At 37.5% G+C, this 19,608-nt stretch carries 15 protein-coding genes and 1 tRNA gene; 12 read left to right on the forward strand and 4 right to left on the reverse strand.

Annotated elements, in window-relative coordinates; genetic code table 11:
* Positions 1 to 307: 307 nt before the first annotated feature.
* A tRNA-Gly gene (locus ACFINK_RS06225) sits at positions 308 to 382 on the reverse strand.
* 186 nt (positions 383 to 568) lie between these two features.
* Here ACFINK_RS06225 and ACFINK_RS06230 point away from each other — a divergent pair.
* The 7 genes from ACFINK_RS06230 (at position 569) to ACFINK_RS06260 (ending at position 8,974) form a co-directional block, all read left to right on the forward strand.
* Entirely contained in the window at positions 569 to 1,546 is a 978-nt protein-coding gene (locus tag ACFINK_RS06230; protein WP_375612209.1) for an ABC transporter substrate-binding protein, read from the forward strand.
* Positions 1,547 to 1,609: 63 nt separating this feature from the next.
* Positions 1,610 to 2,506 (forward strand): ABC transporter permease, encoded by an 897-nt coding sequence (locus tag ACFINK_RS06235; protein ID WP_375612210.1) that lies wholly within the window; start codon positions 1,610 to 1,612, stop codon positions 2,504 to 2,506.
* Entirely contained in the window at positions 2,499 to 3,293 is a 795-nt protein-coding gene (locus ACFINK_RS06240) for an ABC transporter ATP-binding protein (RefSeq protein WP_375628574.1), read from the forward strand. The genes ACFINK_RS06235 and ACFINK_RS06240 overlap by 8 nt, the downstream gene beginning before the upstream one ends.
* 4 nt (positions 3,294 to 3,297) lie before the next feature.
* On the forward strand, positions 3,298 to 4,338 hold the full coding sequence (gene holA, locus ACFINK_RS06245; protein ID WP_375628576.1) for a DNA polymerase III subunit delta: 1,041 nt from the start codon (positions 3,298 to 3,300) through the stop codon (positions 4,336 to 4,338).
* A gap of 1,934 nt (positions 4,339 to 6,272) precedes the next feature.
* The gene (locus ACFINK_RS06250; protein ID WP_375628578.1) at positions 6,273 to 7,202 is read left to right on the forward strand and encodes a prephenate/arogenate dehydrogenase family protein; all 930 of its coding nucleotides are present in this window, start codon (positions 6,273 to 6,275) and stop codon (positions 7,200 to 7,202) included.
* 410 nt (positions 7,203 to 7,612) lie between these two features.
* Positions 7,613 to 8,467: a YihY/virulence factor BrkB family protein gene (locus ACFINK_RS06255; RefSeq protein ID WP_375628580.1), complete on the forward strand. Its 855-nt coding sequence runs from the start codon at positions 7,613 to 7,615 to the stop codon at positions 8,465 to 8,467.
* Between the two features lie 30 nt (positions 8,468 to 8,497).
* A complete protein-coding gene (locus ACFINK_RS06260) occupies positions 8,498 to 8,974 on the forward strand; it encodes a YaiI/YqxD family protein (RefSeq protein WP_375612882.1) in 477 nt (158 codons plus the stop codon).
* Between the two features lie 2 nt (positions 8,975 to 8,976).
* On the opposite strand, the gene ACFINK_RS06265 is transcribed toward ACFINK_RS06260, so the two are convergent.
* Positions 8,977 to 9,672, reverse strand: coding sequence for a TlpA disulfide reductase family protein (locus tag ACFINK_RS06265; protein WP_375612735.1), 696 nt, complete (start codon positions 9,670 to 9,672; stop codon positions 8,977 to 8,979).
* Positions 9,673 to 9,704: 32 nt separating this feature from the next.
* Here ACFINK_RS06265 and argH point away from each other — a divergent pair, with 32 nt between their 5' ends.
* From argH to ACFINK_RS06290, 5 genes are all read left to right on the forward strand, one after another.
* The gene (gene argH, locus ACFINK_RS06270; protein WP_375612734.1) at positions 9,705 to 11,105 is read left to right on the forward strand and encodes an argininosuccinate lyase; all 1,401 of its coding nucleotides are present in this window, start codon (positions 9,705 to 9,707) and stop codon (positions 11,103 to 11,105) included.
* Positions 11,106 to 11,156: 51 nt separating this feature from the next.
* Entirely contained in the window at positions 11,157 to 11,336 is a 180-nt protein-coding gene (lptM, locus tag ACFINK_RS06275; protein ID WP_375622099.1) for an LPS translocon maturation chaperone LptM, read from the forward strand.
* Positions 11,337 to 11,344: 8 nt separating this feature from the next.
* Positions 11,345 to 12,625, forward strand: coding sequence for a diaminopimelate decarboxylase (gene lysA, locus ACFINK_RS06280; protein WP_375628585.1), 1,281 nt, complete (start codon positions 11,345 to 11,347; stop codon positions 12,623 to 12,625).
* A 126-nt stretch (positions 12,626 to 12,751) separates the two neighbouring features.
* A complete protein-coding gene (locus ACFINK_RS06285) occupies positions 12,752 to 15,172 on the forward strand; it encodes a TIGR02302 family protein (protein ID WP_375638433.1) in 2,421 nt (806 codons plus the stop codon).
* A 222-nt stretch (positions 15,173 to 15,394) separates the two neighbouring features.
* The gene (locus ACFINK_RS06290) at positions 15,395 to 16,165 is read left to right on the forward strand and encodes a class I SAM-dependent methyltransferase (RefSeq protein WP_375612730.1); all 771 of its coding nucleotides are present in this window, start codon (positions 15,395 to 15,397) and stop codon (positions 16,163 to 16,165) included.
* 901 nt (positions 16,166 to 17,066) lie between these two features.
* Here ACFINK_RS06290 and ACFINK_RS06295 read toward each other — a convergent pair.
* The gene (locus tag ACFINK_RS06295; protein ID WP_375612220.1) at positions 17,067 to 17,747 is read right to left on the reverse strand and encodes a response regulator transcription factor; all 681 of its coding nucleotides are present in this window, start codon (positions 17,745 to 17,747) and stop codon (positions 17,067 to 17,069) included.
* A gap of 889 nt (positions 17,748 to 18,636) precedes the next feature.
* Positions 18,637 to 19,071, reverse strand: coding sequence for an EVE domain-containing protein (locus ACFINK_RS06300; RefSeq protein WP_375612221.1), 435 nt, complete (start codon positions 19,069 to 19,071; stop codon positions 18,637 to 18,639).
* Positions 19,072 to 19,608: the final 537 nt, after the last annotated feature.

Here is a 19,608-nt window from a genome sequence, read left to right on the forward strand (position 1 = left end):
TTATGCTAAAAGAAGTCATACCATCTTATATACGCTGCTTCTCAAATAATACGATTCCAACTCAATGATTGATCATCAAAAATTGCGATTTTGAGCAGAAAAGAAAAAGAGGCTTTAAATGATCTTTGAAAGGTCTTTGAAGACCCTTTGAGAACACCTTAAAAACTCTTTGAAAAAAATAAATTGGTACAAAACCTAGTGGCAAAATATACAAAACCTGCTGGCAAGCTACAGTGGCAAAATATACAAAAACCGCTGGCAAGCTACACTATAACTCCATACAAGAACGAATAAATACAAAATTCAATGGAGCGGGCGATGGGATTCGAACCCACGACCCCAACCTTGGCAAGGTTGTGCTCTACCCCTGAGCTACACCCGCTTACCGATTCGATATATGTCTTGTCTGTATGGCGTAGGCTTCTACGAATTGCAACAAAAAAATATCATTTTAGTTTGATTTATTTTGTCCATGTTTAAATAAAATGAAATAAAGATTGATTTTAGAAAATTCTTCAGTAATAGATTATTCCTTTTTTAATTTTTGCATGGAGAGGGGTGGAATATAATGTTGAAGAGAATAAATATATTAGGGATTATCATTGCAACTGTTTTTATGATGAACAGTGTTGCAAAGGCCGATGACCAAGTTAAACACGTTAAAGTTGCAATAACGCAAATTATGGTCCATCCTGCTGCGGATGCTGTTCGTAAAGGTGTGGAAGATGTGCTTGCAGCAAATGGTTATAAGCAAGGTGAAAATTTTCAACTTACCTTTTTATCAGCGCAGGGTAATATTTCAACAGCAACGCAAATTGCGCGTAAATTTGTTGGTGATAAACCCGATGTTATTGTAGCAATTACCACGCCTTCAGCACAAACGATGCTTGCGGCAACAAAAACAATTCCTATCGTCTTTGCAGCAATTTCTGATCCTATCGGAGCTAAAATCGTTTCTTCACTTACCAAACCTGGCGGTAATATGACGGGGAGTTCTGATCGTATAGATGTTGCAGAAAGTGTTAGACTTTTACAAGAAGTAAAACCAGATTTGAAAAAAATTGGTTATCTTTATAATGCTTCTGAGGCAAATTCTGTTTCGACACTTAAAACGTTAAAGGATGTAGCAAAAAAAGCTGGAATTGAAATTATTCCCTCATCGGCACCAAAGCCTTCAGATGTGCAGGCAGCAGCACGCGCTTTAATCGGTAAGGTCGATATTATTTTTGTTCCTGCTGATAATACGATTTTATCTGTTTTAGAAGGTGCAATAAAGGTCTCAGAGGAAGCCAATATGCCTGTATTTACTGTTGATGCTAATACTATCGGGCGTGGGCCTTTTATGACGCAAGGTGTGAATTTCTATGATGTAGGGGTTGATGCTGGGAAATTGGTTGTGCGTATTCTAAAGGGTGAAAAGCCTGGTGATATTGATGTTGTGCAGGCGGCTAATAATGACATTCGAATTGATTTGAAAGCAGCCCAAAAAGCAGGGATTATTATTCCGCAGGCAGTTATTGACCGTGCAACAAAAGTGATTCAATAACTTTTATTGATAGAGTGTTGATACAATAAAAATACGTTAAGTTTTCATGGGGATTGTCTTTACATGAATATATTTGCGTTTTCTGGTGCTGTGGAATTAGGCCTTATTTATGCGTTTGTTGCTATAGGGGTTTATCTTTCATTTCGGGTTTTAGATTTTCCTGATTTAACGGTTGATGGATCGTTTCTTCTTGGATCCTGTGTCTGTGGTGTTTTGATTCTCTTGGGTTTCAATGCATGGACAGCTATGGCATGCGCTTTTTGTGCAGGTATGGTGGCTGGTTTATTAACAGCTATGTTGAATTTGCGTTTTGGCATTTTGAATCTTTTAGCTTCTATTTTAACAATGTCGGCACTTTATACGGTTAATCTTCGTATTATGGGAATTATGGGAGGGTCTAATGTTAATTTAGCTCTTGCTGATACGGCGTTAACGCCCTTTTATAATCTGTTTGGTTTGTCTGATATTTTTGTGCGTCCTCTTTTCGTTGGTATTGTGTTGCTCGTTATGGCGTTTTTGATTTGGCGCTTTTTGGAAAGTGAAATTGGTCTTGCTATGCGTGCAATGGGCGCTAATCCACGTATGGCGACGGCGCAAGGTGTTCATACATCAGCATTGATATATTTTGGAATGGGGCTTTCCAATGCGTGTGTGGCACTTGGTGGTTCTCTTTATATTCAAACTGCGATTGCAACAGATATTACCGGTGGAATTGGAACAATTGTTTTTGGATTGGCAGCCGTGATTATCGGTGAAACTCTCTTTCGTACGCGCAATATTTTTTGGATTATAATCAGCTGTATTGTAGGGTCTGTGCTTTATCGTGTGGCGGTGCAATTTGCATTTGAAGCAAATGGCATTGGTATTGATACGTCGACAGATCTTCAGTTGATTACTTCACTGTTGGTTATTTTAACCCTTATTGTGCCACGCTATTGGAGGAGGCATAAACGTGATTGAGTTTTTTCATGTTGGGGTCACATTTAAACCGCAAACACCTTTGGAAAAACAGGCTTTAATTGATATTAACCTGAAAATTGATCAGGGTAGTTTTGTTACGGTTATTGGTTCAAATGGTGCTGGTAAATCAACTTTGCTCAGTGTTTTAGCGGGTGCAACGCTTCCTTCAACAGGGAAAGTGGTTATCAATGGACAAAATGTTTCTAGGCAATCAGTCAGTGAACGCGCTGGAAAAATTGCTTGTGTTTTTCAAGATTCGTTAGAGGGAAGTTGTGGTTCTTTAACAATTGAAGAAAATTTGGCTCTTGCTGCTCTTCGAGGAAGTCGTCGTGGTTTGCGTGCGGCGTTAAATTATGAGAAACGGCAATTTTTTCGAGAGAAAATTGCTCAATTAGGCATTGGTCTTGAAGCGTATATTCATAATCCTATGGATAGTTTATCAGGTGGGCAACGCCAAGCAGTTTGTCTTGTGATGGCAACGTTAGCACATGCGGATGTTTTATTGCTTGATGAACATACCTCAGCACTTGATCCTGGAATGGCTGATTTTGTGATGCGGTTGACTGAAAAAATCGTTGAAGAGAAAAAATTAACAACTATCATGGTGACTCATTCTATGCGTCAAGCTCTTGATTATGGCGATCGTACCTTGATGTTGCATGGTGGAAAAGTGATTTTGGATGTCTGTCATGAAGAGCGGAAGGGCTTGGATGTCAATGATTTAATTGGCATGTTTCAGAAAGTTCGCGGGGAAGTTCTTGATGATGATGAACTATTAATGGATTAATAGTGTGGCTCAGAAAAAAGCACATGAAGTTGATCAGTTTCTAATGCGTTTTTCACGTGCTTTTCCTATTGTTCTCATTTATGGGCCAGATCGTGGTCTTATTTGTGAGCGTGCACAACATTTTGCTAAGCTTACACGGGTGGCAATAGAAGATCCATTTTCAACAGTTCGTTTGGATGCAGCTGAAATTGATAAAGATCCTGCACGTTTGGAAAATGAAGCGCGTACGTTATCGCTTTTTGGGGGAGATCGTTTGATATGGATCTCTAATGCGGCTAACCAAAAAGGTTTTCTTGCTGCTTTAAAGCTTTTAATTGAGAAACCACCAGAAGCTTGTTTTATTCTCATTGAGGCAGGGGATTTAAAAAAAGGAACAGGGTTACGCAATGCTATTGAAACAGCATCAAAAGCGATGGCTTTGCCCTGTTTTGCCGATGATATGCGGTCTCTTGACGGTTTGATTGATGAGGTTTTAGGACAGTTTAAGAAGACTCTTTCTTTAGATGCACGTAGATGGTTGCATGAATGTTTAGGGGCGGATCGCCTTGTATCACGAGGTGAATTAGAAAAGCTTTGTCTTTACGCTGCAAATGTTCATATTACTCTTGAAGATGTGAAAGCTGTTGTAAGTGATGTAAGTGTTCTTTCTCAAGATGAAGTCATTGATGCTCTTTTATTGGGCGATATATCAGGCTTTGAAGCGCATTTTAACCGACATGCAGCAGTGCAGGGGGCACTTTTTTTAATTTTGAGTACAGCTCAAAGGCATTTTCAGCAATTACAGCTATTGCGTTATCAGGTAGAGGTTGAAGGAAAATCGTCTTTTACGGTGGTTTCTGAAGCTCGTCCTCCCATTTTTTTTCAACGGAAAAAGATCGTTGAACAAGCTTTAAAATATTGGAAGTTAGAGCAAATTTCTTATGCGATGGAAAGAATTCAGAGTGCTGTTTTAGACAGCCGTAAAAATCCGCTTTTGGCTGAAGCTATCATTCGTCAAGTTTTGTTAGGGCTTACAATTATTGCACGACGCCAGATGGCCGCTTAGTGTTTTAAAAATATTATGATTTTTTATTTTAAATACAATACAGAAGCATTTTCAGCAATTACAGCTTTTGCGTTATCAGGTAGAGGTTAAAGGAACGCTATTTTTGAGAAGGCGTTTTAAGAGCTTGAAAGTTTGATAAAAACTTTCCTTAAAAAGACAATCTTGATACAGTTTTATTATCTTATTGTGCCGCAAAACACTGTTCTTTAGGTTAGTAATATAAGGCTCAGGTGAAATTTTACGCATTCGGTGTTTTTTGTGTGGGTATTTGGTGAATATTAGGTTGGTTCATAGAGTCTTAATGGAGTAACACCCCCATGTAAAACAGAGTATCTCAAACAACAGAAGACACTTGTATGGTAGATTCATACGCTTTCTTAGAAATATTTTTCAATGCGCGTCATATCTATTTCGCGTCGGTGTTTATGAATGGTGTAGAAGTAAAGTTCCTTGTGAAGAATATAAAACCCATAGAGCAACTTTATCTTTACGCTTAATAAAAGTGCAAGTCGACACTCATTATATACTTTGCTAGCCTCTAATGTTGCTACAGTTTTTAGCATTAGAGAGCGTTTTTCATCATTTTGCTCACATGTCTTCTTGTGACGTGTAGACAAGAGATTTTAATTGATAAGAGGGTTTGTGATGGAAGAATTTTACAGTATTCGAAGTTATGATTTAAATTGAAAAAAATTGTTATTTTTATAAATCAATATATTATAGATTAATTGAATCACATAAAATAGTGAGCTAGAGGAATCTTTTAGACAAGAAAGTGAATAGTGTGCAGATCTGTATGAATTAAGAATCTTCGTGGGATGAGGAGAAGGTCAAAATAGATTATGATGAAAACGACAGCACTTATGGGGAAACTTTTATGTTTGATACAGAGATGATTATCTTAGCAATGAATGTGTCTCATAAACAGAGCTAGCCATTGTTTATTATTAATAATTTATTATTTTTCATATTAAATCAATCAGAACAATGTCTTTTGCACGTCATAAGGGGGGGGCGTGTGGATAAAAGCTGTACAAGAAAGCACTAAAAATGCCTCTTATGAATGCTCTCAAATTCCAAGGTTTTTTGCAACATTGGGGGTAGGAAAATATAATGATAGTGTTTTATTAAGTGTGAAGAGGGTCGTGCTTAATAGATTTATAGTTATAACATTTACGAACACTGTCGTGAGATAGGCTAGGGAGCGAGATGCTTTTTAAAACAAACCCATGAATTTATAATCCAAATTTATTCTGTTGAGGGCGTTCTGTTTTACGTGAGGGGTGTGATTCCATTAAAGGGATATTCGGTGTTTTTGTTATCAAACTTTTTCTTTATTGAGAGGGCGTGTTTTTCTCATATTTATTTGATTTATGGTATCCGGAATCGGGAGAGGAAAATGTTTTTAATGGTATCTGTTGGTATGCGTTGTTTTACGGTGTTTTCAATATTCGCGAAACTTATGTTGATGTTTGTAGGTGGAGGCGCAATACGTTTTTATATAGGTCTAATGTACAAATTAATGAACGTATCGGGATAATTGGAGAAGAGTTAGTGTCTGCTTACGCTTTTGATGTGTTTTTTTGTGAGTAAATTAGTAAGATAAAGTAAACTGATGGGATTTTATGTAGAGTCGTTGTTATCCTAATTGAGAGTGCATTTTATTTTGTTTCGGTGATGCGCTTTGATCAGTAATTAAGAGGGAGTTTTAGAGCGTGATGTTAGATTTCTCGTCATTTATTTTTTATGTGTTTTCTAGGTAAAGTGATCTGTTGTCAGCTTGCGCAGGTGATAATTGGTAAACTGCGTTATTCTTTATTCCCTAGTTGTCATTTTTTAATGTTTTACGCATAACTCTTGAACAAACAAACAAGAAAATTGTGATTTTACAATTGTCTTTATTGCCATTTGCAAAGAATCTTTGAAGGTGAAAGATGCTCCATATTCAGTTTGAAAAAATAGCACTCATTGGGATCGGTCTGATTGGGTCTTCTTTAGCAAGAGTGATTAAAAAGAAAAATCTTGCGACTCAGATTTCTATTGCAACACGTCGTCCAGAAACCCTGAAAAGAGCGCGTGAATTGGAGCTTGGGGATTTTTATACGACAGATAATGCAAAAGCTGTTGAAGGAGCAGATTTAGTTATTCTTTCTGTTCCTGTTGGGGCTAGTGCAGAAGTGGCAAAAACCATTCGTGATCATTTAAAACTTGGAGCGATTGTGAGTGATGTTGGTTCTACGAAAGCGTTGGTTATTGCGGAAATGGCACCTTTATTGCCCAAAACGGTTCATTTTATTCCAGGGCATCCAATTGCTGGAACGGAATATTCAGGACCGGATGCTGGTTTTGCTGATTTATTTATGAATCGTTGGTGTATTTTAACGCCTTTTGCGGATAGCGATGCTGCTGCTGTCGCACAATTAACAGCGTTTTGGGAAGCTTGTGGTGCGCGTGTCGAAAAGATGGAACCTAAGCATCATGATCTTGTTTTGGCTATTGTTTCACATTTACCCCATTTGATTGCGTATAATACTGTTGGGACAGCGAGTGATTTAGAAAAAGTAACAAATTCGGAAGTGATTGCTTATTCCGCTTCTGGTTTTCGTGATTTTACGCGTTTGGCCTCTTCTGATCCCGTTATGTGGCGAGATATTTGTTTGCATAATAAAGATGCTATTTTAGAAATGTTGGGTCGTTTTAGTGAAGGGCTTGCTTTTTTAGAACGGGCAATTCATTTAGGAGATGGTGAGACACTGTTTAACTTTTTTACACGTACGCGTGCTGTACGTCGCAATATTATTGATGCTGGCCAGGAAATTGATGCTCCTGATTTTGGACGTCAGAGTGTTTCTAAAAAAGGGTGAATAAAAGCAAGGGGGTTTTGTTGAATTTCGTTGGTTTTTTCTAGAAATCAATAAGAAGTTTTTTCTTTCTTCAGTCATAGATTGCAATAAAAAGGAGGGGCGATTGCTCCGATACAGATAATCATGACTTTAAAAGGTTTTATGTGTGCACGATCATCTTGCTTAGCTCTCTATAGGGCATATGATGTACAGAAGAGGTTACTGATCTGTAGAAGTAACAAAAAAATGAGGTCGTTGTAGAACTTCATAGAGTGGGTTATTGTTTTTGTTTTCGTATAAAGTCGGGCTTGACCGTATTGATTATTAACCTTTATATTGCAACATTGCAAAATGTTTATTTGCAGAGTTTTGATGATTTTTATAAAACTTGAAATAGACTGAGGAAGAGTTTTACCAGAAAGTATTGAGTTTTGTTAAAAAATATCTTTTGGTATAGCTATCGTATTTTTGGTGACGCAGTAAGTCATTATTGGCGTGATAGTGGGAGTGCTTTTGCAAGCCATGTTGCGCTATCGGGGCTTTTAGCATTTTTCCCTTTTTTTATTTTTGGAACATCGTTTGCTCGTTTTCTAGGTGCTTTTACTTATACACCGCAGAAAATTAAAGCACTGGTGCAGTTATTGCCTGATGTTATTGCAGAGCCTTTATCTCAGGAAATTGTTAATGTTTTAACCATTCATCGAGGAGGTGTGTTGACGCTTTCTGTCATTGGAACGGCTTATTTTGCTTCTAATGGGATAGAGGCTTTGCGTACGGCTTTAAATAAAGCTTACCGTGTTACTGATCGACGGAGTTTGTTATTTTGTCGTTTTCAAAGTCTGTTTTTTGTAATCCTTGGAGCTGTTGGTCTTGTTGTGATTAGTTTTTTATTGATTCTGGCGCCTTTGTTGATCAAAATTATGCAAAATCATTCTTTTTTTATGACTGAATATATTGCTGTTATTCGTGTATGGCGTTATACAGTTGCAATCGTTATTTTGTTTATCAGTCTTTTGATTGTTCATAAATGGCTTCCAGCAGGGCGGCGGAAAATTATAGATATTTTACCAGGAATAGTGGTGACAATGTTTATATGGTTTATGGCTTCTATCGCTTTTGCGCAATATTTAACGATGTTTGATTATATTTCTACCTATGCAGGGTTGGCATCTATTATGGTTGCTATTATTTTTCTGTACATATTGAGTGCAATTTTTATTTTGGGAGGAGAAATAAACGCGGCGATAATGTTTTATCGCAAGGATTTGCAACATTCAGATAAATGAAAGAGCTTATTATTGCTTGAAAGCCAAGGTATGATTATCCCAATAAAGCCTGCTATCACTTTGTTGATTGATGCAGATGCTTGTCCTGTAAAAGATGAAGTTTATCGTGTGATGAATCGTTATCAGCTTAAGACATTTGTTGTGGCAAATCGTTCTTTGTCCCTTCCAGATGAAGCACTCATTGAAAGAGTGGTCGTTGCTGGTGAATTCAATGGTGCTGATGATTGGATCGTAGAACATGTGCATGAGGCAAGTATCGTTATTACCAGTGATATTCCTTTAGCAGCGCGGGTTGTGCAAGCTGGGGGTTTTTGTCTTTCGCCAACGGGGCGTATTTTTGATGTAAATTCAATTGGTCAGGCTTTGGCGATGCGCAATTTGATGGAAGATTTGCGTGGACAGGGCAGTATAATAGGTGGTCCCCGTCCTTTTTCTCGTAAAGACCGTTCTGCTTTTTTGTCAGCACTGGATCTTGTTATACAACGTTTAAAAAGACGCGGTTATTAAAGTTATAGGGCTTCTTTAATGACTGCTTTTATAAGTGCTTTGGCATCGTCATTGGCCCATGGAGCTGCACCATTGAAGGAAGCAATGAGATATCCCTCTTTATCAATGAGCAATGTAATGGGGAGTCCTAAAGCGAGCCCCTGTTTTCTAACATTGTTGAAAATATCCATTGTTTCATCGCGATAGTAAAGCAAATTATCTGAATGAATATTCTGTAAAAATTGCTGAATTTTTTCAGGAGAAGCAGTTTTATCGATATTTATAGCTATGACATCAAAGTTTTCTCCACCTAATTCACGTTTTAATTGCGCAAGTTCAGGCATTTCTGTGCGGCAAGGTGCACACCAAATAGCCCATAGATTGACCAGCATTGGTTTTCCGATAAATTCGCTGAGTGTGTGCTCTTTTCCTAGAATATCCTTGAAAGAGAGTTTATTCATATCTGAGGGCGTATCAGCAAATCGTATGTGGCTAAAAAAGCCTTTTGCTGCTTTTCGTATCGCCATCATTTTTTCTGCTCGTGCTTTATCAGTATTTATTTCTTGTGCTTGTGCTGCTGAAATGAAATTGAAAAGAAAAAACTCTCTTTTGGTATCGTAGTTTATGGTTGCGTATAAACTCAATGCAATGATAAAGAATGCAAGGGAAAGTTGCCTTTTTTTATTGTTTTTTTTGCTGATGAAAATTTGAAAAATCATAATTTTGTCCTTTGGATGGGTGTTTTCAGAATATGACAGATGAGAAGTTAAAGAACCAAATGTGGGGTGGTCGGTTTGCGGCAGGCCCTGCTGCAATTATGGAAGAAATTAATGCTTCTATTGATTTTGATCAAAAACTTTATCGACAAGATATTGAAGGTTCTCTTTCTCATGCAGCTATGTTAGCGCAAACGAAAATCATTTCACAATCAGATTATGAAAAAATTGTTCATGGTTTGAAACTTATTCGCCAAGAAATTGAAGACGGTAAATTTGTTTTTTCACGAAAGCTTGAAGATATTCATATGAATATTGAAGCGCGGCTGAGCGAATTGATAGGTCCTGTAGCTGGGCGTTTGCATACGGCGCGTTCACGCAATGATCAAGTTGCTGTTGATTTTCGCTTGTGGGTACGTGAAGCAACGCAAAAGATAGCACAAGCTTTAAAAGGATTGATAGAGCAATTACTTATTCGCGCAGAACAACATGTTGATACCTTTATGCCAGGCTTTACGCATTTACAATTGGCTCAACCCGTAACATTGAGTCATTATATGATGGCTTATGTTGAAATGTTTGGTCGAGATTTATCGCGGATGCGTGATGCTCTTGAGCGAATGAATGAATCGCCTTTAGGGGCGGCTGCTTTAGCGGGGACAGGCTTTCCAATTGACCGTTTTATGACAGCAAAAGCGCTAGGCTTTCGCGAACCTACACGCAATTCAATTGATAGTGTTTCAGATCGTGACTTTGCATTGGAATTTTTAAGCGCTGGCGCTCTTTGTGCAACACATCTTTCACGTTTAGCAGAAGAAATAATTCTTTGGTCAAGTGAACAGTTTTGTTTTATTCATTTATCAGATGCTTTTTCAACAGGGTCTTCCATTATGCCACAAAAGAGAAATCCTGATGCGGCAGAGTTAGTACGAGCGAAAGCAGGTCGATTGAATGGTGCACTTATGGGATTGTTAACGGTGATGAAAGGATTACCGCTTGCTTATTCAAAGGATATGCAAGAAGATAAGGAATATGTGTTTGATGGGGCTTTGAGTTTGGAATTATCACTAGCAGCAATGACAGGGATGATTGCTGATTTGAAAGTGAATAAAAAAGCCATGAAACAAGCAGCGGATTTAGGGTATGCAACAGCTACAGATTTTGCGGATTGGCTTGTACGCAATTTAGGGATTCCTTTTCGCGAAGCACATCACATCACAGGGTGTGCTGTGGCATTGGCAGAAAAAAAACAGTGTCGCCTTCATGATTTATCATTAGATGAACTTCAAGCAATTTGTCCTGATATCAATGCGACACTTTTTGATGTTTTGACCGTTGAAAAATCTGTTGAAAGTCGTAAAAGCTTTGGGGGAACAGCGCCTTCAGAGGTTCTTCGGCAAATTGCGTATTGGAAAAAGCGTCTCGTGAGCGCTTGAGTGATTGTATTTTAAAGGTAACAAAGAGATCGAGATGAGGAAAGAGGACAGATGAAAATTATATTAAAGGGGTTGATAATTGTCCTTTTTGGGGGCTTGGGTATCGTTGGGTGTGGGCGTAAAGGGTCATTAGAGTTACCTCCTTCAACAGGAGTGAATTCTTCACAAGGAACTTTTGTTTCTCAAGGTAAAACAGATAAACCTTTTATTCTTGATCGGTTAATACAATAGGAATTTTTATGCGTTTTTTTTCTTATCATCAGGGTGTGCTTCACGCTGAAGGTCTTTCTCTTTTGGAACTTGCGCGAGAAGTTGAAACACCTTTTTATTGTTATTCAGCTAGCGCAATCGTTGCACATTTTAAAGATTATCAGAATGCATTTCATGATATGCCGAGTTTAATTGCTTATGCGGTTAAAGCGAATTCCAATCAAGCAGTTTTACAACTTTTAGCTAACAATGGAGCGGGAGCTGATGTGGTCTCAGAAGGGGAATTACGGCGTGCACTTGCTGTTGGTATTCCTGCGCAGAATATTGTTTATTCTGGTGTTGGTAAAACAGTGAGAGAAATAGATTTTGCTCTTGCACAAGATATTTATTGTTTTAACGTTGAATCAGAGCCAGAACTTGAACAATTATCGGCGCGGGCTGCTGCGCTTTCAAAAACGGCTCGTATTTCTTTACGCATTAATCCTGATGTGGATGCTAAGACTCACAAGAAAATTACAACAGGTAAGTCTGAGAATAAATTTGGTATTCCACTGTCTTTGGCGGGTGATGTATATAAAAAAGCAGCTCAATTGCCTGGTCTTCATGTGTGTGGTGTTGATCTCCATATTGGCAGTCAAATTTGTGATTTAAAACCGTTTGAAGATGCATTTGTTATTGTTGCAGATTTTGTGCGTCAATTATGGAATAATGGTTATGCGATAACCCATATCGATATTGGGGGCGGGCTTGGTATTCCTTATGGTTATGAGAAGCATCCAGTACCTTCTCCTTTTGAGTATGCAGCACTGGTAAAGAAACATATTGCGCCTTTAGGGATCAATATTATCCTAGAACCTGGGCGTAGTATTGTTGGTGAAGCCGGTGTGTTGGTGACATCGGTTGTGTATTTTAAAAAGGGGGAAGGACGAAATTTTGTTATTGTTGATGCGGCGATGAATGATTTCATGCGTCCAACGCTTTATGATGCGTGGCAAAATGTAATGCCAGTGAAAAAAACACCAATAGATGCCCCTCTGATTAATGCTGATATTGTCGGTCCTATTTGTGAAACTGGTGATTATTTAGGTTTGGAACGTTCTTTACCAGTGTTAAAAGCGGGTGATGTTTTGATGTTAACAGGAGCAGGGGCTTATGGCGCAGTGATGGCAAGCACTTATAATAGTCGACTTTTGGTGCCGGAAGTTCTGGTTCAGGATACGCGTTATGCAGTCATTCGTCCACGCCTTGATTATGCACAATTGATAGGCTGTGATCATATTCCAGATTGGATTGAGCCCAAATTAGATTGAGCATTATTAAATATTTTGGGTCTTATTTTTACTAAACTTTGATGAAACAATTTATTTTCTAGAAATTGTTTTGTATGGGGTTTATGATCTTAATGCACCACGATAAAAGGGGATAAATGCTTGTTTATGAAAAATAAAAACATCAAAGGTTTTGCAATGAAGCTTTTGTGTGTGCGCATTTTGATGTGGGGGATCCTTTCATTTGAACGGATGTGGGTACGGTTGTTGCCATTTTTCCTCGTTCTTAGTCTCTTTTGTTCGTTTAGCTGGTTGGGACTTTTTGGTATTTTGGGCTATTGGTCACATTTGCTCTTACTTGGGGTTATACTTATTTGTGCTGGGGCGAGTTTATTTTTTCTTATTCGTTTTCGGTTTCCCACAATGCGGGAAGTAAATTGCCGCCTTGAACGCGTCAATGATCTTAGACACCAGCCTTTGAATATTCAGACAGATCGTTTATGTTCTGAAAATGATGAAGATTTTAGTGCTGTTATTTGGCGTGAACATCAACGCCGAATGGCAAAGCAATTATACCATTTAAAAACTGGATTTATCTCTCTTAATAGTGCGGATTATGATCCTTTAGCTTTGAGGGCTTTGTGTGCTCTTCTTTTTGTGTGCGCTTTTAGTTTTTCTTTTGGTTCACAAGGGGGGCGTTTGGCTGATGCCTTTGATTTTCGTCCTATCGTTGATGAAAAACTCATGCGGATTGATGCTTGGGTAACACCACCTGCTTATACCGGTGTGGCACCGATTTATTTGACAAAAGATGAGAAAACACAACTAGAAATCCCTGAAGGGAGTAATGTTGTTGTGCGTGTTGTCAATGGGGCTGGCATTACAGTAAAAGCAAAGTCTGTAGAAGATGGGAGGGAAGTTTCGTTTTCAGAGAAAACGGAACAAACAGCTTTGAATGATCCAATTGTTCATTTTGAAACACATTTAAAGCATCCAATAAATTTATTTGTATCATCACGTCGTAAAAAACAGCAATGGCATTTGCAGATAATTAAGGACACGCTTCCAACAATTCATTGGTTGGAAAAACCAGGGAGGATTTTAACGGGATCATTGGAGTTACGATATGTGGTGGATGATGATTATGGTGTGACAAAGGCTTTTGTTGAAATAGAGCCTTTTCTTCCTCAGAATAAAAGTGCTTCTTCTCTTTATAATGCTCCGGAAATAGAACTTCTTCTTCCGCGTGGTGGAAAGGGGAAAATGCGAATGGTACAGGATATATCAGCGCATCCATGGGCGGGTTCGCAAGTCAAAATTACTTTGGTGGCAGAAGATGGTGCGGGGCAGAAAGGGCGTAGCAAAACTTTTGTTATGATATTACCACAGCGTGTTTTTTCGAATCCTGTTGCACGCGCAGTGGTTGAACTGCGTCGTTTATTAGCTCTTAATCCTTTAGCGCGAGAGCGGGTACTTGATATGCTTTCTGCTTTGCTTGTACGTCCAGAAAAGGGGTTGCAAAATGCATCGCATTTTATTGTTCTACAAAGTGCGTGGACAAGACTTTCTTTAGCACAAACAGACGAGGATTTGCGCGATGTGGTGGATTATTTATGGCAAATTGCTTTGGGTATTGAAGACAATCAACTTGAATCCGTGCAAAAAAAGTTAAAACAAGCACAAGCTGCTTTACGTGATGCATTGCGTTACGGTGCTTCAGCGGCAGAAATTGAACGGCTTATGGCAGATTTACGTCAAGCTATGGATGAGTATATTCGTGCTTTGGCTGAAAAAGCACCGGATAGTCAAGTTTCTAAAAGCTCAAAAAGTCCTAATCTTTCTGAAGCTACATTACAAGAAAAGCTAAATTTAATTGAGGAAATGGCTAAAACAGGCTCTTCTTTAGCAGCTGAACAACTCTTGGCGGAAGTTGAACAGACGCTTGATCATTTGCATGTGCAAAAAGGCAATCAAAATGAGGGAGAAAAAAGCCAATCTGCACAAATGAAAGAAAAGATGGACCAGCTTGGAGATTTAATGCGTCGTCAGCAAGAAATTCTCAATGAAACACATCAGTTAGAGATGGAACAAAAACGCGGAGAAAATGTACCGGAAACACAAAAAAAATCTTTAAAAAAACGTCAAGCTGAATTGCAATCTGAATTATCAACATTAGAAAAAGAATTATCAGAACAAGGATTTGAAACAGGGGGCGCATTGAAAAGGGCAGAAGAAAAAATGAATTCTGCGGAAAATGCGCTTGATAATGGAAATCATCAGGTATCTATACAAAATCAGTCTGATGCTTTGGAATCTTTGAGGCAAGGTGCACAAAATGTTTTGAAAAAAATGCGCGAAACACTTAAAGAAACGGGAGATGATCAAAATGCTGATTTTGGTCCTAAAGATCCGTTAGGACGTCCACTTTCTTCAACAACAGATGAAGAACAAGAAGGCGAGGCACTACCACAAGAAAGTGATCAAATGCGTACGCGGCAGATTTTGGATGAAATTCGCAAACGTCTTGGTAAAGAGCATCTTTCAGAAGAAGAAAAAAACTATCTTGAAAGATTGCTTCATTTTAATTAACCAGTGTTGGCTTTTTTCTTAATTGATGTCAAAAACAGTATATGAAGAACCTCTATGGGGTTTATCTCCAAAAAAATGATTAAAGTGCTTGTAAGGCAATAATCATCCTGTTGTACTGATTTTTTAATCATTTAAGTTTAATATATGCAATATTGAAATGTTCGCTATTGCGGAAAAAAAGCAGAAGTCCATATAGGTTTGGTATATGAAAATCTGTAATGTTTGAAATTTGTTTCTACATGGTATGTTGAGTTGGATATCGTTACGCTGAAAGATTTTTATGCTTCTGCACTTGGACTGCGTGTGCAAAAAACGCTGTGTGACCAATTGAATTTATGGTGGCCTGATCTTACGGATAAACGGATTATGGGATTGGGTTATGCACTTCCTTATCTTTCTACATTGCGTGAACGTGCCCAACAATGTTTTGCTTTTATGCCAGCTTCTCAGGGTGTTTCGCCTTGGCCTTGTTCTGAGCAAGTTGCTACAGCGCTTGTTTTTGAAGAAGATTTGCCGCTTCCGGATGCGTCAGTTGACTGTATTTTATTGGTACATGCATTAGAATATACAGAAAATTCATTTGAAACGTTGAATGAAATATGGCGTGTTTTAGCACCCAATGGCCACTTGATCGTTATTGTACCTAATCGCTCTGGCTTTTGGGCGCGCAATATTACTACGCCCTTTGGTTATGGCGAACCCTATAGTCGGCAACAAATTACTCGTTTGTTCGAAAAAACAAATTTTGTTTCTGGACCAATACAAGAAATTGTACACTATATGCCCTCTACGGGGTATTTTTCGCGGTTGCTCTCATTTTTTTACGAGCCATTTGCTCGCTATCTTTTGCCTTATTTTGGTGGACTCTTAATGTGTCAGGCACAAAAACGTGTTTATCAGGGTTTGCTCGTACAGCGTCGTCAGTCGCGACGTATTTTTATTCCTGCTTTATCACCACAGACAAGAAATATTTTAATTTATAAAGATAATTAATCATTTTGTCATTGTCATAAGAATCGCAAATATAGAGGCATTCTCTTATTTCAATTTTTTGCATTTACAATTAAAAAATATTCTTTTGTACATTAATATGTGGAATTGGTATGTGAATAAAAATCTCAAGTATCTATATACCGAACCATATTTCATGAATAGTGGAAACATTTTAAAAGAAAAAAATGCTGGTATCTTCGTAAACGTAAAAATAGCAGAGTCCAAGAGATCTTACATAATATGGTTTATGGTGGTTAAAAACTGTACAAGGAAGGATTACAATGCTTCTTATAAACCATCTCAAGTATCAAGGGCTCCTCTGCAACATCGAGATCTAACATAAGTGTGTGATGGTGCTGGCTTGTTCTTTTATAAGCGTAAAGATGGTGATGCCCAGTGGCTTTATCGTTAGGATAAACATTTAGCGTTATATCATGAATTATATAACCTCTTAAGAGGAGATAAAGTCATAAAGAATGGAGGAAAACTATAAAGATAAAAAACATCTCTCAAGTTAGGTTAGTGAATGTGAGATAAAGCAGTGCGTGGAGCGGTTTTTCTGAAAAAAATAATCATAAATAGCACTCATCTAAAGATGATAGTTATGATCAAGAATGTTGCTAAAAGATATCACGATTATTTATATGCGAAACATATTAAAAACTTTAGAAAGAACAAAAGCATGTGAAACAGAAGTTACAAAGTATATCGTGAGGGTTGAAAGCATTTTTGTTTTTGGTTCTCATGTTGGAATATTTCGTTTTTTATTCATAATGTTATATATTTTGTCATAAGAGTAAGTTCTATGTAATAGCATTCGAATTATATGCGAAGGTTTTTTCATCTCGTTTCTGTTTTCATTTAGAATATTAAAATTATTTTTGAAACAGAAAATCTCGAATTAAAGATTTAAACGGTAACCATTTTGATCTGTTATGAGAATTTGCGCATTGGAGGGATCGTTTTCGATTTTTTGTCGCAAACGATAGATATGGGTTTCTAAAGTATGGGTGATAATATTTTCATTATATCCCCAAACTTGTTCTAACAATGTTTCACGGCTGACAATTTTATCATTGGCATGATAGAGACATTTAAGGATCGCTGCTTCTTTTTCTGTGAGACAGATTTTATTGTTGCATTGATCAAGAAGAAGTTTTTGTCTTAGTTTAAAAGTATAGGGACCAATATGAAAGGTTGCGTCTTCATTTTGTTCATATTGGCGCAACTGTGCTCGAATTCTCGCCAATAACACCGCAAAGCGAAAGGGTTTTGTTACATAATCATTGGCGCCTGTTTCAAGATCTAAAATATTATCACAGTCTGTATCATAATTTATTATCATGATAATGGGGGCACGAAATCCTTGGGTGCGTAATTGTTTAACGGCTTTGTAGCCATCAAGATCAGGAAGTTGAAATCCCAAAATAGTGAGATCAATATTTTCTTCTTGGATTATTCTCATTCCCGCTTCTGCTGTTTTTGCTTGGAAAATTTTAAACTCTTGATGCATTTGCAATTGTTCTACTAAAATAGGGCGTAGATCATCGTCTTCAACGATTAAAAGAGTATAGTGGTTCATGTTTTTCCTTATAGGCATGTTGATGCACTGATTGATATAGTTTCATGAAAAATGAGATTTCATGCAAGAAAAATTAAAAAAGAGTGCTTCTAAAAAATAAACTTTTATAATTTCTAATGGTTGCTTGCTGAAAAGAAGGTATTCCGTCTGCAGGGTATTTTACGTATTGGTTGGAAGCGTTTTTTATGTTCTAGAAGGTGTTTTAGCTATTGAGTGTCATCATCTTTACGCTTATGGAGAAACAAGCTGGCACTATCATTCACTTTGCCAGCTTGTGGGTGTTGCGGACAGTTCTTGGCACTTGAGACGATTCATAGGAGGAATTTTAAGTCCTTTCTTTCACGTTTTTATCTATATGGGACTTTCTCCGCTTAGAATGTGCAAGCAAATAGCTTTTGATTGATTCAATATAAAACAGGTTGGGAATGAGAGAATCCTGCGGTATGAGGCGCACTCGTCCAACATGCAAAACAATAAACACGCAATATGATGCGTTTTTTAAGTGTGAAGAGAATTGTGCAACACCTAGCACATATGCACTGTTTAGGAGAATTTCACGATCATTTTTATTGTTTTTTATCCACGTTCAGTTTTGTTTTTTCGTTGCATTTGTGTGCGAAGGGGCTGTGTGTTATGTTCATGGTGTTGCTTATTATAATTGTTGAGTAAGCCTTGCTTTTAGCAATGCCGAAAAGATGCATCATAAAGAGGTTTTTTGTGTAATTTGGAAGGAGACTGTATTGAGAAAGAGTGCAGGATAAAAAATGACAAAAAAATATCATATTTATGCATTTAGCATGAGAATACCTCAACAGAAGGAGGTGTTGTGCTTATTCTTCTGCGCTATGAAGCATCTTTTTATATGAGTTAATGAATAAAAATTATTGTTTTAAGATAAAAGCATTTCCCTCTTAAGGTTGCCCATCAAACAGACTTCTTTCCATTCATCTTCTGTCACGGGTTGCACTGATAAGCGGCTGGCTTTGACCAGCACCATATTTGCTAGTTTGGGATTAGCTTTAATTTGTTTTAATGAAACAGGTGTTGGCATGTCACAAAGTGCACGGATGTCCACACATTCCCAGCGTGGATCAGAGCTTGTAGAATCAGGGTGTGCTTCAGCACATATTTCTACAATTCCTACAATTTCTAAACCTTTATTTGAATGATAAAAAAAACCTTTATCACCATATTTCATAGTGCGCATATTATTACGAGCTTGATAATTGCGTACACCATCCCATTGTTCGCCATCAGCTCCTTTTTTCTTTTGCATCTCCCATGACCATTTATGGGGTTCAGATTTAAAAAGCCAATAAGCCATGAGTTCTCCTTTTTCATAGACTGTTATGTATTTATCATACGGATTTTTATAAGTATTTTCGTAATATCCTTAACGATAATTTTAAAAATGGGGTAAAGAATTTCTTATTTCAAAATAACTTGTATATAGAAAAATGCGCTCCATTGATATTTTATGTTGTATAAAGGTATTTTGCTTATCTTGTAGCAGAAAAATATATCAGTGTATCGAAGTAATAGACTTAAAATTGCTCAGCCATGTGGAAGCTTAATCATCTTTTCAGCTGCTGTTTGAAATGTAGTTACTATAGGATCATTGGAGCATTGCGTTGGAGAGAATTTAGCAAGAAAATTGGTTCTAAAAAGCTTTAAAATTACAATGACAATGAAACGAATAAATGGTCAAAGATGATGAGGTCAACGAATGGCATTCATATCTATGCTTTGTGGGATAGAGTGCGTCTTATTATGCTGTAAAATACCGTCATTTGAAGTGTAATGATATAAGGCAGTTTTTTGAAACATGAAGTTTTTAAGAATGTGTGGTGAATATTTAGGT

This window comes from Bartonella sp. AA16NXGY, assembly GCF_042197325.1.
GTDB lineage: Bacteria > Pseudomonadota > Alphaproteobacteria > Rhizobiales > Rhizobiaceae > Bartonella.